Origin of the sequence: Campylobacter avium LMG 24591, from assembly GCF_002238335.1 — a bacterium.
GTDB lineage: Bacteria > Campylobacterota > Campylobacteria > Campylobacterales > Campylobacteraceae > Campylobacter_D > Campylobacter_D avium.
In genome coordinates, this window is record NZ_CP022347.1 from 239039 (window position 1) to 258357 (window position 19319).

21 protein-coding genes and 1 tRNA gene are annotated in these 19319 nt (G+C 34.5%); 7 read left to right on the plus strand and 15 right to left on the minus strand.

Features of this window, described 5'->3' with window-relative positions; all coding sequences use genetic code 11:
• Positions 1-5 precede the first annotated feature (5 nt).
• Entirely contained in the window at positions 6-464 is a 459-nt protein-coding gene (gene aroQ / locus CAV_RS01260) for a type II 3-dehydroquinate dehydratase (protein ID WP_094324711.1), read from the minus strand.
• A gap of 138 nt (positions 465-602) precedes the next feature.
• On the opposite strand from aroQ, the gene mqnF reads away from it, so the two are divergent.
• Both mqnF and sppA read left to right on the plus strand, forming a co-directional pair.
• On the plus strand, positions 603-1820 hold the full coding sequence (mqnF, locus tag CAV_RS01265) for an aminofutalosine deaminase family hydrolase (RefSeq protein WP_094324712.1): 1218 nt from the start codon (positions 603-605) through the stop codon (positions 1818-1820).
• Positions 1811-2689, plus strand: a complete 879-nt coding sequence (gene sppA, locus CAV_RS01270; protein ID WP_094324713.1) for a signal peptide peptidase SppA — start codon at positions 1811-1813, stop codon at positions 2687-2689. Before mqnF ends, sppA begins: the two co-directional genes overlap by 10 nt.
• Before the next feature lies 1 nt (position 2690).
• On the opposite strand, the gene CAV_RS01275 is transcribed toward sppA, so the two are convergent.
• The 3 genes from CAV_RS01275 to rpsT form a co-directional block, all read right to left on the minus strand.
• The gene (locus tag CAV_RS01275; RefSeq protein ID WP_094324714.1) at positions 2691-3758 is read right to left on the minus strand and encodes a hypothetical protein; all 1068 of its coding nucleotides are present in this window, start codon (positions 3756-3758) and stop codon (positions 2691-2693) included.
• 69 nt (positions 3759-3827) lie between these two features.
• On the minus strand, positions 3828-4895 hold the full coding sequence (prfA, locus tag CAV_RS01280; protein ID WP_094324715.1) for a peptide chain release factor 1: 1068 nt from the start codon (positions 4893-4895) through the stop codon (positions 3828-3830).
• 7 nt (positions 4896-4902) lie between these two features.
• Positions 4903-5166, minus strand: coding sequence for a 30S ribosomal protein S20 (gene rpsT / locus CAV_RS01285; protein ID WP_094324716.1), 264 nt, complete (start codon positions 5164-5166; stop codon positions 4903-4905).
• A 107-nt stretch (positions 5167-5273) separates the two neighbouring features.
• Here rpsT and CAV_RS01290 point away from each other — a divergent pair, with 107 nt between their 5' ends.
• Positions 5274-6029, plus strand: coding sequence for an SDR family NAD(P)-dependent oxidoreductase (locus tag CAV_RS01290; protein WP_094324717.1), 756 nt, complete (start codon positions 5274-5276; stop codon positions 6027-6029).
• On the opposite strand, the gene CAV_RS01295 is transcribed toward CAV_RS01290, so the two are convergent.
• A complete protein-coding gene (locus CAV_RS01295) occupies positions 6024-7250 on the minus strand; it encodes an HD domain-containing protein (protein ID WP_094324718.1) in 1227 nt (408 codons plus the stop codon). The two genes, CAV_RS01290 and CAV_RS01295, sit on opposite strands and share 6 nt — an antisense overlap.
• A gap of 82 nt (positions 7251-7332) precedes the next feature.
• On the opposite strand from CAV_RS01295, the gene CAV_RS01300 reads away from it, so the two are divergent.
• Complete coding sequence (locus CAV_RS01300) at positions 7333-8037, plus strand: class I SAM-dependent methyltransferase (RefSeq protein WP_094324719.1); 705 nt, start codon at positions 7333-7335, stop codon at positions 8035-8037.
• Positions 8038-8064: 27 nt separating this feature from the next.
• Here CAV_RS01300 and sodB read toward each other — a convergent pair whose 3' ends face one another.
• The 4 genes from sodB to CAV_RS01320 all read right to left on the minus strand — a co-directional run bounded on the left by sodB (position 8065) and on the right by CAV_RS01320 (position 9720).
• The gene (gene sodB / locus CAV_RS01305; protein WP_094324720.1) at positions 8065-8709 is read right to left on the minus strand and encodes a superoxide dismutase [Fe]; all 645 of its coding nucleotides are present in this window, start codon (positions 8707-8709) and stop codon (positions 8065-8067) included.
• 73 nt (positions 8710-8782) lie between these two features.
• Positions 8783-9226: a TM2 domain-containing protein gene (locus CAV_RS01310; protein WP_245807418.1), complete on the minus strand. Its 444-nt coding sequence runs from the start codon at positions 9224-9226 to the stop codon at positions 8783-8785.
• Positions 9216-9629 (minus strand): hypothetical protein, encoded by a 414-nt coding sequence (locus CAV_RS01315; protein WP_148131212.1) that lies wholly within the window; start codon positions 9627-9629, stop codon positions 9216-9218. The genes CAV_RS01310 and CAV_RS01315 overlap by 11 nt, the downstream gene beginning before the upstream one ends.
• 16 nt (positions 9630-9645) lie before the next feature.
• Positions 9646-9720 (minus strand) — tRNA-Glu (locus tag CAV_RS01320).
• Positions 9721-9921: 201 nt separating this feature from the next.
• Here CAV_RS01320 and CAV_RS01325 point away from each other — a divergent pair.
• A complete protein-coding gene (locus CAV_RS01325; protein ID WP_094324722.1) occupies positions 9922-10485 on the plus strand; it encodes a manganese efflux pump MntP in 564 nt (187 codons plus the stop codon).
• On the opposite strand, the gene CAV_RS01330 is transcribed toward CAV_RS01325, so the two are convergent.
• On the minus strand, positions 10463-11722 hold the full coding sequence (locus tag CAV_RS01330) for a coproporphyrinogen III oxidase family protein (RefSeq protein WP_094324723.1): 1260 nt from the start codon (positions 11720-11722) through the stop codon (positions 10463-10465). The two genes, CAV_RS01325 and CAV_RS01330, sit on opposite strands and share 23 nt — an antisense overlap.
• Before the next feature lie 85 nt (positions 11723-11807).
• Between CAV_RS01330 and cmeU the strand changes: the two genes are divergently transcribed.
• The gene (cmeU, locus tag CAV_RS01335) at positions 11808-12062 is read left to right on the plus strand and encodes a CmeU family protein (RefSeq protein ID WP_094324724.1); all 255 of its coding nucleotides are present in this window, start codon (positions 11808-11810) and stop codon (positions 12060-12062) included.
• Here cmeU and CAV_RS01340 read toward each other — a convergent pair whose 3' ends face one another.
• From CAV_RS01340 to dnaE, 4 genes are read right to left on the minus strand one after another with little or no spacing between them, the layout of a single operon-like run.
• Entirely contained in the window at positions 12063-12266 is a 204-nt protein-coding gene (locus CAV_RS01340) for a hypothetical protein (RefSeq protein WP_094324725.1), read from the minus strand.
• A 2-nt stretch (positions 12267-12268) separates the two neighbouring features.
• A complete protein-coding gene (locus CAV_RS01345) occupies positions 12269-12931 on the minus strand; it encodes a purine nucleoside phosphorylase YfiH/LACC1 family protein (protein WP_094324726.1) in 663 nt (220 codons plus the stop codon).
• A complete protein-coding gene (gene ribE, locus CAV_RS01350) occupies positions 12904-13506 on the minus strand; it encodes a riboflavin synthase (RefSeq protein ID WP_094324727.1) in 603 nt (200 codons plus the stop codon). The genes CAV_RS01345 and ribE overlap by 28 nt, the downstream gene beginning before the upstream one ends.
• Entirely contained in the window at positions 13506-17084 is a 3579-nt protein-coding gene (dnaE, locus tag CAV_RS01355) for a DNA polymerase III subunit alpha (protein WP_094324728.1), read from the minus strand. The genes ribE and dnaE overlap by 1 nt, the downstream gene beginning before the upstream one ends.
• Before the next feature lie 132 nt (positions 17085-17216).
• Between dnaE and fumC the strand changes: the two genes are divergently transcribed.
• A complete protein-coding gene (gene fumC / locus CAV_RS01360; RefSeq protein ID WP_094324729.1) occupies positions 17217-18614 on the plus strand; it encodes a class II fumarate hydratase in 1398 nt (465 codons plus the stop codon).
• Positions 18615-18625: 11 nt separating this feature from the next.
• Here the strand turns inward: fumC and CAV_RS01365 are convergent, their stop codons facing one another.
• Complete coding sequence (locus CAV_RS01365; RefSeq protein ID WP_094324730.1) at positions 18626-19318, minus strand: acylneuraminate cytidylyltransferase family protein; 693 nt, start codon at positions 19316-19318, stop codon at positions 18626-18628.
• Position 19319 lies beyond the last annotated feature (1 nt).

A 19319-nucleotide genomic window follows, 5' to 3' on the forward strand; every position in this document is an offset into this window, starting at 1 on the left:
AATGCTTAAGCCTTGGATTGAATTTTCTTTATATGGTCACAAATTTGTATTATGCCCATAAGTGCTAAATGATAAGAAAAGGCACCAAAACCTGTAACAGTTCCCGCACAAACAGGAGCAATAAGGCTTTTTTGTCTAAATTCCTCGCGTCTATAAACATTGCTTATATGCACCTCAATGGCCGGTAAATTTACACTTGCAATGGCGTCTCTAATAGCAACTGAAGTATGAGTGTAAGCAGCAGCGTTTATGATAATTCCATCAAAAACACCTAAGCATTCTTGTATCTTATCCACTATCTCGCCTTCGTAATTGCTTTGAAAAAATTCAATTTCAACATTGTTTTGAGAGGCGGCTAGCTTCATCTGCTCGTGAATTTCTTCCATTTTCATAGGTCCATAAATAGCCGTTTCTCTAAGTCCTAGCATGTTTATGTTAGGTCCTTGAATTACCATTATTTTCATAAAAACCACCTTTTTAAAAAATTAAGCTTTAGATTATAGCATTTTTAGACTAAATTTATGATAAGTACTTTTAAATTTAAGTAGGATAAGAAAGAATTTTTAAATATAATTAAAAAGAATTTTTTAAAAGAGGCTTTTATGTTTTTAATATCTGCAAAATATATATTTAAATGCGATGATGAATTTAGCATACTAAAAGATAATGCTGTAGTTTTTGATGAGAGCATTGTTGAGTATGGCGATGTAAAGACTATGCAAAAAAAATACCCAAATGCTAAATTTATAGATAGTGGCGAGAACTCTTTACTTTTACCAGCCTTTATAAATCCGCACACTCACTTAGAATTTAGTGCGAATTCTTATGATTTAAGTTATGGGGATTTCTTGCTTTGGTTAAATTCTGTTATGAAAAAAAGAGAGGCTTTAAGTGAAAAGGCAAAAGAGGAATTAATACTGCAAAATATCAAGCTTATGCAAGAAAGTGGCACAGCTACAATAGGTGAAATTTCAAGCTTTGGCTCTGATTTAAGTGCATGTGTTAAAAGCTCTGCTAGGATTATCTTTTTTAATGAACTTTTAGGCGTGAATGAGGAGGCGAATGAGGCTAAAAAAGAGGATTTTTTAAAAAGATTTTATAAGAGCAAAGACTGTGAAAGTGAGCTTTTTATACCTGCACTTTCTTTGCATTCGCCTTATTCTTTAAATTTGAGCTTAGCTAACTTTGCACTTGATTTTGCTAGTAAAAATAAGCTCTTAGTAAGCACTCATTTTTTAGAAAGTAAGCACGAAAAACTTTGGCTTGAGGGCAAGGCTTCTAAATTTAAACCTTGGCTTAGCAAACTTTCAAAAGAGCCAAAGCCACATTTTAGCAAAGAAAGCTTTGTAAGCCTTTTTAAAGGGCAAAGAACGCTTTTTACGCACTGCGTTTTTGTGGATGATTTTTCTGTTTTTGATAAGAATTTACACTCCATAACGCACTGCGTTTTTTCAAACAGATTATTAAGCAAAAAAACCTTTAAATTAAAAAAAGCCTTAACTTCGGGCATAAATGTGCATATAGGCACAGACGGGCTTAGCTCAAATATCTCTTTATCTATGCTAGATGAGTTAAGAGCAAATTTGCTAAGCCATAGGGATTTAGACTTAAGAAAATTAGCCAAAACGCTAATCTTAATGTCTACTAACAAGGCTGCAAAGGCTATTGATATGAATTTAGGGCAGATAAAAAAGGGGTACGGGGCTGATTTTGCACTTTTTAAGATAAAAGAATGCGAAGAAAAAGATTTAGCCTTAAATTTTATACTAAATGCTAAAAAGGCTGAAAAACTATACATAAAAGGAAGACAATGTTTGTGATAAAAGCTATTTTTAATGCTATAAATTCCTGTATAAAATACATAAATACTTATTTTAAAACCTTTGTTTTGCTTTTTATTTTTGTATTTTTTGTTTTGCTTGCAAATTTTGCCAGCAGCGATACTTCTTTTGCAAATTTGCAAAGAATTTACATAAACGGTGCCATACTTGATAGCACAAAGCTTGTGGATGAAATTTATGCTGCAAGGGACAATGAGCTAATTAAGGGCGTTTTGCTTGATATAAACTCACCCGGAGGCGCGGCAGCAGCTAGCATGGAAATAGCCTTAGCCATAGATGATTTAAGCAAGAAAAAGCCTGTGGTGGCTTATGCTAGAGATTATATGACAAGCGGTTCGTATCTTGCAGCCTCAAGCTCTAGCTATATCATCGCAAACCCCATATCAACCATAGGTTCAATAGGTGTTTTAGTATCAAGTGCCGATATAAGCAAGGCTCTTGAAAAGCTTGGCATAAAAGCTAGCAATTTAAGTGCCGGAAAGTACAAGCAAATTTCAAACATAACTAAGCCCTTAAGCAAGGACGAGCAAGCTTATATACAAGCGCATATTGATAAGGTTTATATGATTTTTGCGGATTTTGTGGCTAAGCAAAGAAGCTTAGATATGAAGGATATGAGCACTTGGGCTGATGCGAGAATTTTTGTCTCAAAAGAAGCTCTTGAGGTGGGCTTGATAGATGAGGTGGCAAATATCAAAAGGGCTGAGGAAAAATTAAAAGAGCTAAGCAAGGTTGATGAAGCTGTGTTTAAAGAAGAAAATAGCTATAATCAAAGCTTTATAAAAACCTTATCAAGCGACGTAAGTAAGGCGCTTAGCGAAATTTTAATGCAAACGATTTTGCATTAAATCACTTAAAAAGATAAGAAAGTCTTGAGTCCTCTTTTACGAATTTTTTTATCTCATGAAAGTTTAAATTTAAGACTTCCACATAACCTGGTATATCAAAGCCAACCTCTTTGCCTTGCCACAAAAGCTCAATGCCGTCTTTTCGTATGAAAAATTCGTTTGGCAGCGGTATTAGGTCTCTTTTTTTAGTCAAAGAGGCTATTTTTTTATCAAGCTTTCTATTTACGAGCACGAGCAGTTTTTCATCATTTACATTTTTAAACAAATCCTTAGTTTTGCTAGAAATCATTTCCCCATCTTTTAAGGAAAAAATCTTAGAATACAGGGCGTTTGTGCCAAAAACATGACCTGCGTAATCGTAAGTAAATAATTTAAAATTTATGAGCTCATCATCTATGTAATAAGGCATTGAGGAATTTATAAGCTCTACATAAAAAGAAAAGTCCTTTTGTTGTGCTAATTTATCTTTTTGCAGTTTGATTAATTTTTCTTGCAGTTCTTGTGGGTTTTTAGCGCCAAATGCGATAATACCGTTAATCTTTGAACGCACACTCTCGTTTAAGTCTATAAATTCAGGTATCAAAAAGGCATCATCAACCATACTGACGGTGAAATTTAAGCCTATGTTTAAATTTTCTTGCAACATGCTCTTTGCAAAAAACAAGGTGTTTAGTTTTATCTTGCTTAGTTTGAAACTCTTGCTTTCATTTCCATCTTTAAGCACAACATCAAGCCTTGGTTTTTCTTGCTCATCAAAGCTAAGAGTTGCCTTTATGTTATCATTTGAATTTACATCGCTAAGGATAAATTTAGAGCTATTGCTTTCTAAAATTCCAAGATAATAACCTTCGTTTTCGTCCAAAAACACAGCATTCACGCTGTAATTAATATCGTCTAATTTTTCTAAGGTAAGATATAATCTGTTTGAAAAATCATCATCTAGATAATACCAAAAGCCTTGATTTTTCTTCACATCAAAAGGCAAATTTAAACTCGTGTTTTCGTTGTTTTCAGTACTTGAGCAGGATAAAAAAATAAAAGCTATGAGTATTGTTAGTAGGGTTTTCATCGCCCTTTTCTCCTTAAAATTCTTGTTTTTAAAATCATATCATTATTAAGGATTAAAAGCAACAGTAAATTAATCTTTTTCTTCCTCAAGGGCTTGTGCTTGATAGTGAGTGATTAAGGCCTCTATAAGCTCGTCAAAAAAGCCATTTTCCATTATCGTATCAAGTTTATAAAGGGTTAAGTTAATGCGGTGATCACTGATTCTGTTTTGTGGAAAATTGTAAGTTCTAATTCTCTCGCTTCTATCTCCACTGCCAACTTGGGATTTTCTATCGCTACTTTCCTTTTCTAGCCTTTCTTTTTCTTTCATCTCAAAAAGCCTGGCTTTTAGCACTTTCATAGCACTTTCTTTGTTTTTGTGCTGAGATTTGCCGTCCTGATTTACAACAACAAGCCCGGTTGGTATGTGAGTTATACGTACCGCAGAATCAGTGGTATTTACGCTTTGGCCGCCGTGCCCACTGCTTCTCATAACATCTATTTTTAAATCATTTGGATTTATATCGATTTCTATGTCATCAACCTCAGGCATAACAGCAACAGTAATAGCTGAGGTGTGCAGCCTGCCTTGAGACTCCGTTTGCGGCACTCTTTGCACTCTGTGAGTTCCACTTTCATACTTAAATCTAGAATAAGCCCCAACGCCCTTAACTAAAACTATAACTTCTTTAAAGCCTCCAACACTTCCTTCGCTAGAGCTTACAATCTCGGTTTTATAACCCTTTAAATCAGCGTATTTCATATAAGCTCTTAGCAAATCACCGGCAAATAAAGAGGCCTCGTCCCCGCCTGTTCCAGCACGAATTTCTAAAAAGATGTTTTTATCGTCATTTTTATCTTTTGGTAACAGTAGGAGCTTTAGCTCGGTTTCAAGTTTTGGTTTTGCTTCTTCTAAAATTTTGAGTTCTTCTTTTGCAAGTTCTGCAAATTCGCTATCAGAAAGTAGTTTTTTATTATCCTCTATATCACTTAGAACCTTAAGATACTCCCTAGCCTTTAAAACTATAGCCTCTAAGGCCTTTTGCTCCTTTGATATAGCAGTCATCTTTGCTACATCGTTGATAAGCTCGGGATTGTTTAATTGCTGTTCTAGCTCTTCGTACTTTTTTAAAAATGGTTCTAGTTTTTGAGCTAACATTAAGAATTTAGGCTATTTTGTTTACTAAGATTGCTAAACGGCTTACCCTTCTTGACGCACTTTGTTTTTTAAGAAAGCCTCTGCTTACCATGGCATGAATGCTTTTGTTTGCAATTTTTAGTGCCTCAGTAGCTGCAGCCTTGTCATTTTTAGCCGCTGCATCTCTAACAGCCTTGGTTATATTTTTAAGTCTTGTTCTGTAAAATCTATTTCTTTGTGTTCTTTTTATGGTTTGTCTAGCTCTTTTTTCAGCTGATTTGTGATTTGCCATTAACCTTCCTTTAAAAATTTAAAAAATGAAGCATTAATTTTATAACAATAAAATTTAAAATTACTTTAATAATGATTTTTTCTTAGAATTTATCTTAAAGGCATGCTATGAAAAAGTATAATATAGCAATTACAGGTGCTAGCAAGGGCTTAGGAAAACATTTGGCCTTAAATTTGGCCTCGCAAAATAGGCATTTTTTCTTAAGCGCAAGAGATGAACAGGCCTTAAAACAAAGCAAGCAAGATTTAGAAAAGTTAGCTTGCAGTGCAGAGTTTTACAGTTTTGATGTAGGCGATGAAAGAATGTCTTATGAATGGTGCGAGCGAATTTTTAAGCAAAGACTTGATTTGCTGATATTAAATGCTGGAATTTCAAGTGGCTTAGACGATAGTGCCAAAAAGCAAATTCAAGTAAGCAAGGTAAATTGCTTAGGTGTTGCAAACATAATATTTCACGCCATAGAATATATGCAAAAACAAGAACTTATAGGCGGCAAACGAGGCCACATAGTCTTAATGGCTTCTATAGCCTCTTTTGTTTGCTTGCCAAATGCCCCAAGTTATAGTGCTTCTAAGCATTATTTAAAATCCTTGGCACAGTCTCTAAGCATGGCGTATCCAGAGATTAAAATAACTTTGATTTGTCCAGGTTTTATAAAAACAGAGCTAACCAAGCATATAAATAATAAATACATAAACAAAATAATGCTAGATGTTGATGTGGCTGCAAAAAAGATAACAAAAGCAATTGAAAAGGAAAAAAGATTTTACGCCTTTCCTTTTTATCTATTCTTTTTAGCAAAACTCTACAGTTTGCTGCCTAAGTGCTTGCAAAAAATTTGTGCAAGCAAGGTTAGGTTATAGAGTGATTTTAAAATACTGCAGTATTTTTTCGCACATAGAGAAAAAATTTACCCCATCAACGCTGTGGTTTTCTGAAAATTTATTATAAATGTCTTTCAAGCCTTGTTTTAGTTCGTTTGAGCTTAAGCCGTGATGTATGGACAAAGCAGCTTCTATAAAGGCTGCTAATCTATCGCAACTTTTTAAGGCTTTTCCATCTATGGCCGCATACTCATCGCTGTTAAATTCTTTCAAAGAGGCACTGCAAACCCTTATATTTTTATCCTTAAATGTGCGGTTTTCAAACTCATCCTTTATCAAAAGGCCATTTTCATCTTTTCTAATACCTAAAAGATAGGCAAATTCATCTTTGAAAGAGGCCGGAATTAAAGGCAAAATTTTACTTTCTATTAGCTTCATTTCATATTCGCTAATTAAAGAGTGTAAGCCTCCTATGCCATATTTTACAGGGCTTATAATGTCTCTTGTAAGGCTTTCTGGTAAGTCGTGAAATAAAGCACAGTAAAAATTACTTTGCAATCTTTTATCGCAAGCTTTAACCTTAAGAGAGTAAAAATAGGACAAAATAGCCACCACAAGCATATGTCCTAAAACAGCTGTTTCTGGAATTCTAGGGGTTTGAGCCCATCTTTTTTGAAAACGAAGTCTCCCGCTTAAATCAATCAGCTTTGCTAGCTTTTGATTTAAGGCTATTTTTCTAACTCCAACCAACTCATAATAATCCTCAAGCTCCTCATCTACCTTGGCCTTGATTTCATCTATATCATTTAAGAATTTGCTAGTTTGATAAACTATGTTAAATTCCCATTTTGTAGCCAAATACGAAGCCGCCTTAAGTATCAATCTTTCTTTTTGAAAATCATTTTTTTGCAAATAAGCTTGAAATCTCTGTAAAAACCCGCCCTCATCTACATCGCACACCATCGGTTCTATCTTGGATAAGACCCAGGCATTTATCTCATCTTTTTTTTGTTTAATCATCTCGTGATACACATCAGGCCTTATATCAGTTACCACAACCCTGCTTAAGAACTCGAAAATTCCGCCCTCAAGTACCACTTGCATATTAACATCATCTTCTTGTTTTGCTAAAAGATAGGCGATGATGAATTTGTGTGCTTGTTTATCAAGCTCTACTAGATTAGCCATTCTTGGATAATCGTTCCACCTGCTAATGCAAGCTGCTTTGAAAATGTGTTCTATTAGTTCTACTTTTATCATTGTTTTTCTTTTTGTTAAAATTGCCCGTGATTATAAAAGAAAATATGTTAAAACAAGATAAAATACAAGCAAAGGAAAGAGCATGAATTTATGGGACGAAAAGGCAAAGCATTACGCAAGATATAGTGATAAATTAAACAGCATACAAGAACTAAGTTTTAAGGAGCTAAGAAAAGCAAATATAAGCTTTAAGGATAAAATAATCATAGATGTGGGCTGCGGCACAGGCGTTTGGTCTTTGCACTTAGCAAAGCAAGCCAAGCATTTGTATGCGCTTGATAGCTCAAAGGCTATGTTAGAGCTTTTAGAGCACGACGCAAAAACACAGGGCACTAGCAATATCACGAGCATTTTTTCAAGCTTTCAAGATTTTAGTAAAAATAATGTCAAAAGCTTTGATATAGCCTTTTTAAGCATGTCTCCTGCCTTAGAAAATTTAGATGATTACGGGGCTTTTTTAAATTTAGCCAAGCTTAGAATTTATATATCTTGGGCTTGCGAAAGGAAAAGCTCCATGCTAAAAGAAGTATTTTCTAACTTTGTTCCTAAGAAAAAAGAAAGCAAAAAAGACATAGAGAATTTTTTAAAAAGTGAGGGTGTTGATTTTAAAAAATTTGTATTTGACGAAAAGAGGATAGAAAAAAGAAGCAAGCAAGAAGCCGTGCAAAATGCTATGTGGCATTTAAAGATGAAAGGTGTTGATGTTGATGAGGAAAAGCTTGTGTCATTTTTTGCAGATGAAAATACAGATGAAATAAGTGCTAAAATCAAACTTTTGATATTTTAAGGTGCAGAGTGTGAAACTCTGCCTAAGTTATTTTACAGGGTGAAGCTCGTTTGCATAAAAGCTAACAGAGTTTATGCCTTCTTTTAAAGCCCACTCATAAGCCTTTGAAACAAAGACCCAATTTATATGAGCAAAGAATTTCTCTAAGTATGCAGGTCTAGCGTTTTGGTGGTCTATATAGTAGGCGTGCTCCCATACATCAACCACTAAAAGAGGAATTTTATCTTCGCTTATAGGTGTGGCTGCATTTGAGGTATTTACAAATTCAAGCTCTTTGTTTTTGTTTAAAACAAGCCAGAACCAACCAGAACCAAAAACAGCAGTAGCACCCTTTATAAATTCATCTTTAAAGCTTTCAAGCGAGCCAAATTTGGCACTTAAAGCCTCTTTTAATTCGCTTGAAATTCCCTCAAAAGATGAGCTTTTAGGCTGAATGCAGTCAAAGTAAAAGTCGTGATTATAAACTTGTGCGGCGTTGTTAAATATAGCTGCACTTGAGCTTTTTATAATGCTTACTAAGTCTTTGCCCTCAAATTCAGTGCCTTTTATGAAGTTGTTAAGGTTGTTGACATAGGTTTGATGATGTTTGCCGTGATGATAAGCAAAGGTTTTTTCGCTTAAAAAATCTCCAAAAGCACAGGTGTCGTAAGGTAGCTTTCTTAACTCAAACATTTTTTCTCCTTTAAATTTAAAATTTAGGATTTAATTGTAGCAGAATTTGCGTTTTAAAAAGATTAAATCTGTGTTATTTTGAAAAAACGGAGTAAATTTTAGCTAAATTGTCCTTTTTAATGCCAAAATACACCAAAAATATATCAACTATACACCATATCAAAGTGCCTATAAGCAAAACTCCAAATAAAACAACAAGCACAAAGAGTAAGTTAAAGCCTGAGTTATCGGAATCTAAGTATATAAATGAACAAACAAGGGTTAGGATGTAAGAACCAAAAAATAAAACGGGTTTTAAAATCCCAAGTTTTACATCTCCTTTGTAAAATCTATCAACTCCAAATACACCTAAAAATAAGGAAAGCAAAAGTGCTATGACGGGATTTTTGATATTTAAAAGAGCGACTTTTGAAAGCTCATCAGCATTGGCATTATCTATACTTTCTTTGCAAGCTTCCAAAGAATCACTTGGAATTTTATCCTTAATACTTAAAAAAAGTGTGTCCTTATCTATCATCTTTGTTCTCCAAAAGTTCTTGAATTAGTTTAAAATTATACTCTTTTGCCTTTTTTGGCATTATAAAAACATCAATTATATAAAAAATCAAAGCAATGATTAGCAAAATCGCAGGAGGCAGCATATTAAGGTCCATATCTATGGCTATGTTGATGTATAGATACGAGGCAAAAATATATACAAATTTAAATACCCCTAATACGACTTGTTTCATGTAAATTCTATCAATGCCAGGGACAATTATAGCTAAGATTATAAGTAAAAATGGATTTTTATATCTAAGTAAAATAAGCTTATCTAGAACCGCATCATCGCTGTTTTCTACAAGGTTTTCTAGTTCTTTGAAATTCTTGGAGGATATTTTTTCCTTAAGCTGTAAAAATATGGCGGTTTTATTTTTCAAAGTAAGCTCCAAAAGGTGGTGACCCATACGAGACTCGAACTCGTGTTACCGCCGTGAAAGGGCGATGTCCTAACCGCTAGACGAATGGGCCTTGTGTATGTGTTTTTAAAGCCAAAATTATATAAATGCAATCCTTAATAAGTGCTGAAATGTATAAAAAATTTTGCATAAAAAATGCAAATTTTAAAAATTAAGAGCCTTTTAAAAGAGTTTAGGATAATATTTATCTTGTTTGTTTTCTTATAAAAAATCTTGATTATAACCATCTTAGTAAAAGGGGAGGTTTGCTTTTATGGATTTATTAAGCTTGCTTTTGGTGGCTTGTGCGCTTTCTATGGATGCCTTTGCTGTGTCTTTGTGTAAGGGTTTTAGCACAAGTAGGCTAAATTTGCAACATTATTTAAAAGTTGGGATTTATTTTGGAGCTTTTCAGGCCTTAATGCCATTGCTTGGCTTTTATATAGGGCAAAGTTTTTCCTCTTTTGTAGATAAGATAGACCACTACATAGCCTTTATTTTGCTTTCTTTAATAGGCTTAAAAATGATAAAAGAATCGAGGCAAAAAAAGGATGAATGCGACGATTCTTGCGCTGATTTTTCGCACAAAACCATGAGTTTTTTAGCACTTGCTACAAGCATAGACGCCTTAGCTATAGGTGTTAGCATAGCCTTTTTAGACGAAAATATCTTTTTTGATGCTTCTTTGATAGGTTTAGTAACCTTTGTATTTTGTGTATTTGGGCTAAAAATAGGCAATAAATTTGGATACCACCTAAGAGAAAAGGCCGAATTTATAGGTGGTCTGGTCCTTATTCTCATAGGTTTTAAAATTCTCATAGAGCATTTGTTTTTTTGAAAAAGGCTCTAACTGTGTCCATATTTGTATAAAATTCTTTCATTAAAGTTACGAATAAATACTGCCCCTGTTTGCTTAGATAAAGCACCCCATCTTTTTCATAAACAAAATTAGCCATTTTTAAGGCCTTAATTTCTAGGCTTAAATCTTTTTCTAAATCACAGGCAAAATTTTGATTAAATTTAGCAATATCAAGCTTTGTGCTAAAAAGCTTTGTTAGAAAATTGTATCTTAAAATATCCTTTTGCTTGAAGCTTATTTTGGATATTTTAGCGTTCGCACCTTCATTTACAAGTTTTTCGTATTCGTTTAAATCAAAGGCATTTATTAAAAGTTCATTATCTATAAAGCTAAACGCACCGCTACCAAGGCCTAAATAATCATTATGATAAGACACATATTCATCGCTTAATTCCTCTTTTTTCAAGGAAAAGGACCAGCAGTTGTTTTGTTTATAGTCCTTGAAAAAATCCTGTATAAGCTCGTAAAATTCAAGCTCCCTATCTTTTAAATTCTTGCCAAATGATTTTGTGATAAGCTTTTTGCTTAGCTCTGATTTCATCAATGGATAGGTGGTGATTTGATTAGCTTGCAAATTCTTTGCGACTTGCAAATCATACAAAAGCTCATCCTCGCTTTGCGTGGGAAAATTAAAGATTAAATCTATACTAAAAATAGGCAGGATTGAAATCGCTTTTTCAAGCTTGTTTATAAGCTCTTTTGATGAGCCAAATTTATGGTATCTATTTGTCTTTTTCAAAATATTATCATTAAAGCTTTGCACCCCGCAACTTAGCCTGTCAATTAGTCCTTGAAAGTTCTTTAAGCTCTCGGCATCTATGTGGTTTGGGTCGCTTTCGCAAGAAATTTCTTTGATATTAAAGAGTGTTTTGCACAGCTGCAGGGTTTTTAAGAGCTCATCCTCGTTTATTAAAGTAGTTCCACCGCCTACATACACCGTGCTAAAATCAAAGCCAAGCTCTTTTGTTTGCTTGATTTCTTTTCTTAAATTTTCAAAATACCTCTTAGCAAGCTCCTCATCATAAAGGTATTTGTGAAAACCGCAATAAGTGCAAAAGGTGTGGCAAAACGGCACATGAATGTAAAGCATGTAGTCTTTGTTGCTTGGTTTAATGCTTAAATTTTTGCTTAATGAAATATCAAAATAGCTTTTAAATTTGGAATTTAAAGCAAAGTTACTAGTTTTTAATACTATTTTTTGAAAGAAAGTTAGCATTGTATTTTTGCCTTTTTATTTTTTAGAAATTTAGCATTTAAAAAATAATTTTTGCTAAAATGTTTAAAAAATTCAAGGAGAATTTATGGACAAGGAAAGAGTGATTGAAAATTTAAATCATATATTTAAAATGAGGAAAGAATTTTATGAATTTTTTGATAATTCTATGCCAAAGATAGCAAATACCGATGTTTTCGACTTTAAAAACTCAAAGCCTTTAAACGCACAAGAGGTTTATACGCTTTTTAACAAATACGATTATGCTCTAAGAAAGCTTTTGCCAAGCGTATATAAGGCTTATGAGATTGATATGGAAAAGGACTTAAGCAAGGATTTTTAATCACTTGCTTAATTTAGCCTTTTCTTTGGCTTCAACTAAGGAATTTATGATTCGAGTAAGGGCGGTTTTATCGTCTTTATCTATCTTGTTAAGCTCGCCGGCTAAAAGAGAATTTACCAAGGCTTCGCTGCTTAGTTCTAGGTCTTGAAATTCTCTAGCTTTTTGCATGATTTTTAAGCTTGTTAAATTTTTTCTTTCATACATATTTAAGCCTTTAAATAAACAACTGTGACAAATCTTTGCTTTGTTTTATCTTTTCTATATGAAAAAAATCTCTCATCATCAAAGGTGCAAATGCCGCTATCTATGATGTTTTCAATTCCAACTTCCTTGGCTTGAAATTTTATCAAAGCTTTTAAATCAAGCTTGTTTTCGCTTAAAAACTCACTAAAATTTTGTCTAGCATACTCAAGCACCTCGCCTGATATTTCGTAGTTTTTAGCACAGATTGCTGGCCCTATGAAGAGATTAAATTCGCTAATATCTACATTTTTATGCTTTTGTATAAGCAAAATGCTTTCTTTTAGTATGTTTTCAAAGCTTCCCTTGCGTCCTGAGTGCAGTGCCGCTATAATCCCGCTTTTATGCCACAAAACAAGCGGCAAACAATCAGCACTTAAAACACACAAAGCTATATTTTTATCAAAGCTAAGCAAGCCGTCGCACTCGTATTGTTTGTGGATATCATCTACTAGCAAGACCTTGTTTGAGTGAATTTGTTTCATAAACACACAGGTTTTGATACTACTATCAACTTCAGCAAATAAATTTGAGGTGCTTGAGTTAGCGTACTTTGCGAAGTCCTCATTAAAGGCAGTAAAGACACAACACTGAGGATTATCTAGTAAATATAAGACATTCTTTGACATTGCTTGCTTTCTTTATCGAAATTTAACACTCTTTCTATGTATCTTGCCAATAAATCACTTTCTATGTTGATTTTTCTGCCTATTTTATAAGTGCCAAATAAGGTCTCTTTAAAGGTGATAGGTATGATGGTTAATCTTATCTCATCATATAACACATCGTTTATGGTAAGGCTCACCCCATCAACTGCCACGCTTCCTTTTTTAGCCATAAATTTCATTATATCTTTAGGAAGCTTTAGGTAAAAATCTACTCCATTTTCCTTTTTTTCAATTCTGCTAAGCGTTGCTATGGCGTCTATGTGCCCTTGTATCAAATGCCCGTCTATTCTATCTCCATATCTTAGCGCTGGTTCTATATGAACTAAGTCTTTTAAATTTGATAGGGCTATGTTTTTTCTAGTCTCTAAAGAAAGTTCTAGCTCAAAGCCACCCTCAAAAAGCCTTGTAACAGTTAAGCAAGCTCCATTCACAGCTATACTATCGCCTAAATTTGGCTTGTGCTTGGCATACAGTGCTAAAGTATTATCTTTGTATGAGGCTACCTTGGCTATCTCTCTAATCAAACCGTTAAACATCAGCTTACTTTTGCCTTTTTTGAAATTTCTTCTTTTAGCTGCTCTGGAACGATAAAGCTTGTATTATAAACCAAACAAGAATCCACAGTGCGAACCTTTAAGACAAGCTTTTTGTTGCTTTCATTGCTAGGGTTGTGCGAGCTTCTTGCTAGCTCGTGAATTTCATAGATGATTTCTTTATTTAGCAAGGAAAGGTCTATTTCTAAGATCATTTTTTCAAATTCCTTGGCTTCTTTTGTGAAATTATTTTCTTTTTTGCTTCTGTATGTTGTTTTAGCTTTTAAATTTCTATCAGCTAGCTGCTCTAGCTCTACAAGCTCTTGAAACATCAAGCTAAATTCACTCTCATCCTTTCTGTAGTTTATAACAAAGGCATAAGGCTTATCTTTTTTAAGCTCATCATTTACAAGTTCCTCAAGCATGGCCACATTTTTTTCAAAAACCACCAAATCAAAATTCGAGTAAAAGTCCAAGATTTTCATCTTGGCATACCTTTTTCCGCTTTTACTCATAAAGGATTTAAATTCCTCTATCTTGCCTATGCAAGTTATAGAGCCGTTACCCTTTAAGTTATCAAAATCTACACTTTTATAATAATCAAATTTTAAAATTTCATCTTTATACTCATCTAGCGGGTGTGCAAAAAGGTATGAGCCGATGATTTCCTTTTCAAATTCAAGCTTTTCTTTTAAGCTAAATTCCTCATCATCTGCTTTAAAATCAAGCTTTATGCAGTCGGTTATCTCATCAATGCCAAAGATAGAGCCTTGCTCGTTTCTTTTTATTTCTGCTATCTTTCTTGAGGTCTCGCAAATTTGTTCTATATTGTCCATCAAGCATTTTCTTGTGTATCCAAATTCATCAAAGGCTCCCACTTTTATTAGATGTTCCATTGTGCGTTTGTTGATTTTGGCTGGGTCTATTTTTTTGATAAAATCATCCATACTCTTAAAGCCCTCGCCCCTTACGCTTAAAAGATTATTAACTGCTGGCATTCCAACACTCTTTATAGCTGCAAGCCCATACACAATGGCTTCTTTTCCGTCCTTGTTTATAGCGACAAATTCACCTCTAGCCGAGTTAATGCTAGGCGGCAAAAGCTCTATATCCATTCTTTTAAGCTCATCTAGATACTGCGCAACTTTTTCTACTTTATTTTGTTCGCTTGTTAAAAGTGCTGCCATGAATTCGCTAGGATAGTAGGTTTTTAAATACGCGGTTTGAAAGGATATTAAAGCATAGGCTGCCGAGTGGGATTTGTTAAAGCCATATTCTGCAAATTTTAAAATCAATTCAAACAAATCATCTGCTTTTTTTACATCATAGCCCTTGTTTTTAGCGCCTTCTAGGTATTGATTTTTAAGATTATCTAGAATTTCTCTTTTTTTCTTACCCATAGCCCTTCTTACATTGTCTGCACCGCCTAAAGAAAAGCCTCCTATTTCCTGCACGATTTGCATAACTTGTTCTTGATAAACTATCACGCCGTAAGTGTCTTTCAGTATAGGCTCAAGCTCTTTAAAGGCGTATTTAGCTTCTTTTCGTCCATGTTTTACATCTATGTAGTCATCAACCATACCGCTTTCAAGAGGTCCAGGTCTATAAAGTGCCAAAACAGCTATAAGATCTTCAAATCTATCAGGCTTTAAGCGTGAATTTAAGGCTTGCATGCCGTCTGATTCTATTTGAAATATCCCAAGAGTATTGCCGCTTTGTATGGTCTTATACACCTTTTCATCGTTTATATCTATCTTTTCCCAGATTATATCCTTATCGTATCTTTGTTTTATGAGTTTTACGGCATTATCAATAACCGTTAAGGTTTTAAGCCCCAAGAAGTCAAATTTTATCAGGTCAATGTCTTCCAAAAAGTCTTTAGAATACTGAGTTACAAGGTGTTTTTCATCATTTTTAGCAGGCCTAAAAAGAGGGGTTTTTTTCCATAAAGCCTCATTTGATATAACAAGGCCAGCAGCATGAACTCCGGCGTTTCTGTTAAGCCCTTCAAGTGCTAGAGAAAATTCCCACAACTCCTTGCCTTTTGAGTGATTTTGTATAAATTCAGCTATTTTAGGTTCTGTGTTATAGGCTTTTTCAAGCGTGATATTTAGTTCGTTTGGCACAAGCTTTGCCAACTCATCAGCATCACTAAGACTTACCCCGCAAACCCTAGCTACATCCCTTATAACGCCCTTTGCAAGCATTTTACCAAAGGTTATAACCTGAGCCACCTTGTCATAGCCGTATTTTTCGATAACATAATCAATCACCTCATCGCGTCTATCCTGGCAAAAATCCACATCAATATCAGGCATTGAAACGCGCTCAGGATTTAAAAATCTTTCAAAAAGTAAAGAGTAGGGCAGAGGGTCTATGTCGGTTATCTTTAGGGCATAAGCCACCAAAGAACCAGCGGCTGAACCACGACCAGGCCCAACAGGAATTCCCTTTGACTTAGCAACAGCGATAAAGTCTTGCACGATAAGCATGTAGCCCGAGAATTTCATATTTTTAATTACTTCGATTTCTCTTTGCAGTCTTTGTTTGTATTCCTCATGCTTTTGCTCATCTATATATAAAAGTCTTTCATCAAGCCCTTTTTTGCAAAGGTACTCAAAGACTATATCATCGTTTTCAAAGCTAAATTCTTTATCCTCTTTTAGCTCTAAATCAAAGCTCTTGGCATATTCTCTTGTAAATTTGAAATTTGGCGGGGTTGGGTTGCCAAGCTTTAGTTCTAAATCGCATTTATTCGCTATTTCTTGCGTGTTGGAAATGGCTTCTGGTATGTCTAAAAACAATTCTTGCATTTGCTCAGGGCTTTTTACATAAAATTCATGAACGCTGTGCCTTAGTCTGTTTGGGTCATCAAGCTTTACGCCTGTGTTTATACACATTAAAACCTCGTGTGCAGCGGCTCTTTCTTTGAATGTGTAGTGAGTGTCATTAGTGGCTATGATTTTTATATCAAGTTCCTTTGCAAGACGCAATACCAAATCATCTATATATCTTTGGTCCTTTATGCCGTGCCTCATTATTTCAAGATAAAAATCATCCTTAAAAACAGACTTATACCACAAGGCAGCTTCTTTCGCGGCTTCATAGCCCTTTGCGCCAAATTTTACATTTCTTTCATTTTCTGTATTTAGGTGCCAATTCACCTCACCTTGCAAACAAGCCGAGGAGCAAATGAGCCCTTCGTTGTGTTCTTCAAGGATTTTTTTATTTATACGAGGATAGTAATAAAGCCCTTTTATGTAGCTTTGAGAGCTTAGATACATCAAATTTTCATAACCTTTTTGATTTTTAGCAAACAAGCAGATGTGAAATCTCTGCCTAGAGCTTTTATCGGATATGTCATCAGCGTTGTGCAAGTAGGCCTCAAGTCCTATTATGGGCTTAATGTTGTGTTGTTTCATAGTCTTGTAAAAATCAATAGCACCAAACATATTTCCATGGTCTGTCATAGCAACGCTTGTTACACCTTGTTGTTGCAGGGTTTTAGCTAGCTCTTTGAGTTTATTAGCACCGTCTAGCAAAGAATATTCAGTATGTAAATGCAGATGTGTAAAAGCCATATTTTGTCCTATTTTTTGATTAAAAAATTATATGACAAAAAAACTTACAAACACTTTGCTAAAAATGTATTTTTTTGAAAAAATGCTATAAATATTATGATAAAATTCATAAATTTCACAAAGGAGAGTTCAATGCAGTATAGAATCGAAAAAGATACTATGGGAGAGATAAAGGTTCCTGATGATAAGTATTGGGGAGCTCAAACTGAGAGGTCTTTAGAAAATTTTAGAATAGGCATAGAAAAAATGCCAAAGGTTTTAATCTATGCTTTTGCAAATTTAAAAAAGGCAGCTGCTATAGTAAATAATAGGCTTAAAAATGGGCTTGATGATGAGAGAAAAGACGCCATAGTAAAGGCTTGTGATGAGGTTTTAGCTGGTAAGTTTGATGATAATTTTCCTCTTGCTATATGGCAAACAGGCTCAGGCACACAAAGCAATATGAATGTAAATGAAGTAATAGCAAACCGCGCTACTGAAATACTTGGCAAGGATTTTAGAAAAGAAAAATTCGTGCATCCAAATGACCATGTAAATAGAGGCCAAAGCTCAAATGATACCTTTCCAACGGCTATGAGCGTGGTTGCGGTAGAACAGGTAGAAAAAAAGCTAATACCTGCTATAGATGTGCTTATAGCTACCTTTAAGAAAAAGGTTGAAGAATTTAAAGACATCATAAAGATAGGTAGAACTCACTTACAAGATGCAACCCCTCTTACCTTGGGACAAGAATTTAGCGGGTATTTGTCTATGTTAGAGCATTCAAAGCAACAAATTTTAGAGTCCTTGCCTACATTAAGAGAATTAGCCATAGGCGGAACCGCAGTTGGAACAGGGCTTAACGCGCCTTCAAAATTTAGTGATGAGGTAAGTGCTGAACTTACAAAGCTTGTGGGCGTAAAATTTGTGGGCAGTCCTAATAAATTCCACGCTCTTACAAGCCACGATGCTATAACCTTTACCCACGGAGCTATGAAGGGCTTGGCTGCAAATTTAATGAAGATAGCAAACGATATAAGATGGTTAGCAAGTGGTCCTAGATGTGGTATAGGAGAGCTTAGCATACCAGAAAATGAGCCGGGAAGCTCTATAATGCCGGGTAAGGTAAATCCTACTCAGTGCGAGGCTCTTACTATGGTGGCTGTGCAGGTTATGGGAAATGATACGACTATTGGTTTTGCGGCCTCTCAAGGAAATTTCGAGCTAAATGTCTTTAAGCCTGTTATCATATATAATTTCTTACAAAGTCTTGATTTGCTAGCTGATTCTATGCTTTCATTTAATGAGCACTGTGCTGTTGGTATAGTAGCAAACAAAGACAAGATAGAGCACAATCTTAAAAATTCACTTATGCTAGTAACTGCCTTAAATCCTCACATAGGCTATGAAAATGCAGCTAAAATAGCTAAAAACGCCCACAAAAAAGGCATTTCCTTAAAGGAATCTGCTATAGAGCTTAATCTTGTTAGTGAAAGTGATTACGATAAATTTGTAGTCCCTGCTAATATGATACATCCTATAGATAAGTGATAAAAGGGCTTTTAGAGCCCTTTTGTTGTTTTACTTACTTGGGATTTTAAAATTTCATTTGCTCTTTTTAAATCCTCTTTATTGTCTATATCTATACTGCATTTTTCATCCATTAGATAATAGCTTGTCTTTTCTTGCAAGAAAGTATGATTTTTTAAAAAGTCTTTTGTCTTGATTATGTATATTGCTCCGTTGCTCATGTAAGTTTTTGGAAGTTTTTGTCTAGCTATAAAAGGAAAGGTATTATTGCAAATTCCTTGTAGCTTGTTATTTTCATCCAAGATAAAGGCTTTTAAAATTTTATTATCGCATTCTAGCACGCTAATTAATGCCTGTGCCTTTTCTTGCTTAAATTTGTTAAAAGCTTCATCTATGTGCAAGGCCGTTCTAAATGGTGAGGTGGGTTGCAGCAAAATTACATTTTCGAACTTTTTGTATGCTTGCAAAGCATGTAAAATAAGCTCATCGCTGGTGCTATCATCTAGGGCTAGTTCCTTTGGTCGTCGTAAGGTCTTTATGCCCTGAGTTTTGCCGTAGTTTAAAATTTCATCCCCATCAGAACTTAAGAGAATTTCATCTATACAGTTAGCATTTTTAGCAGCCTCAATTGTGTAGTAAAGCAAAGGTTTGCTATTTAACAGGACTAGATTTTTGTTTTTTATCCCTTTGCTGCCAGCTCTTGCGGGTATCAATGCTAAGGTCATT

What these genes read in the sequence shown, in the direction of transcription:
- ribE (WP_094324727.1), bottom strand. Translation starts at nt 13,506, where the DNA reads ATGTTTAACGGTTTGATTAGAGAGATAGCCAAGGTAGCCTCATACAAA.
- fumC (WP_094324729.1), top strand. Translation starts at nt 17,217, where the DNA reads ATGCAGTATAGAATCGAAAAAGATACTATGGGAGAGATAAAGGTTCCT.
- sppA (WP_094324713.1), top strand. Translation starts at nt 1,811, where the DNA reads ATGTTTGTGATAAAAGCTATTTTTAATGCTATAAATTCCTGTATAAAA.
- CAV_RS01275 (WP_094324714.1), bottom strand. Translation starts at nt 3,758, where the DNA reads ATGAAAACCCTACTAACAATACTCATAGCTTTTATTTTTTTATCCTGC.
- CAV_RS01340 (WP_094324725.1), bottom strand. Translation starts at nt 12,266, where the DNA reads ATGTATGAAAGAAAAAATTTAACAAGCTTAAAAATCATGCAAAAAGCT.
- CAV_RS01295 (WP_094324718.1), bottom strand. Translation starts at nt 7,250, where the DNA reads ATGATAAAAGTAGAACTAATAGAACACATTTTCAAAGCAGCTTGCATT.
- mqnF (WP_094324712.1), top strand. Translation starts at nt 603, where the DNA reads ATGTTTTTAATATCTGCAAAATATATATTTAAATGCGATGATGAATTT.
- CAV_RS01365 (WP_094324730.1), bottom strand. Translation starts at nt 19,318, where the DNA reads ATGACCTTAGCATTGATACCCGCAAGAGCTGGCAGCAAAGGGATAAAA.
- CAV_RS01345 (WP_094324726.1), bottom strand. Translation starts at nt 12,931, where the DNA reads ATGTCAAAGAATGTCTTATATTTACTAGATAATCCTCAGTGTTGTGTC.
- sodB (WP_094324720.1), bottom strand. Translation starts at nt 8,709, where the DNA reads ATGTTTGAGTTAAGAAAGCTACCTTACGACACCTGTGCTTTTGGAGAT.
- aroQ (WP_094324711.1), bottom strand. Translation starts at nt 464, where the DNA reads ATGAAAATAATGGTAATTCAAGGACCTAACATAAACATGCTAGGACTT.
- cmeU (WP_094324724.1), top strand. Translation starts at nt 11,808, where the DNA reads ATGGACAAGGAAAGAGTGATTGAAAATTTAAATCATATATTTAAAATG.
- dnaE (WP_094324728.1), bottom strand. Translation starts at nt 17,084, where the DNA reads ATGGCTTTTACACATCTGCATTTACATACTGAATATTCTTTGCTAGAC.
- CAV_RS01325 (WP_094324722.1), top strand. Translation starts at nt 9,922, where the DNA reads ATGGATTTATTAAGCTTGCTTTTGGTGGCTTGTGCGCTTTCTATGGAT.
- CAV_RS01290 (WP_094324717.1), top strand. Translation starts at nt 5,274, where the DNA reads ATGAAAAAGTATAATATAGCAATTACAGGTGCTAGCAAGGGCTTAGGA.
- CAV_RS01310 (WP_245807418.1), bottom strand. Translation starts at nt 9,226, where the DNA reads ATGATAGATAAGGACACACTTTTTTTAAGTATTAAGGATAAAATTCCA.
- CAV_RS01300 (WP_094324719.1), top strand. Translation starts at nt 7,333, where the DNA reads ATGAATTTATGGGACGAAAAGGCAAAGCATTACGCAAGATATAGTGAT.
- prfA (WP_094324715.1), bottom strand. Translation starts at nt 4,895, where the DNA reads ATGTTAGCTCAAAAACTAGAACCATTTTTAAAAAAGTACGAAGAGCTA.
- CAV_RS01330 (WP_094324723.1), bottom strand. Translation starts at nt 11,722, where the DNA reads ATGCTAACTTTCTTTCAAAAAATAGTATTAAAAACTAGTAACTTTGCT.
- rpsT (WP_094324716.1), bottom strand. Translation starts at nt 5,166, where the DNA reads ATGGCAAATCACAAATCAGCTGAAAAAAGAGCTAGACAAACCATAAAA.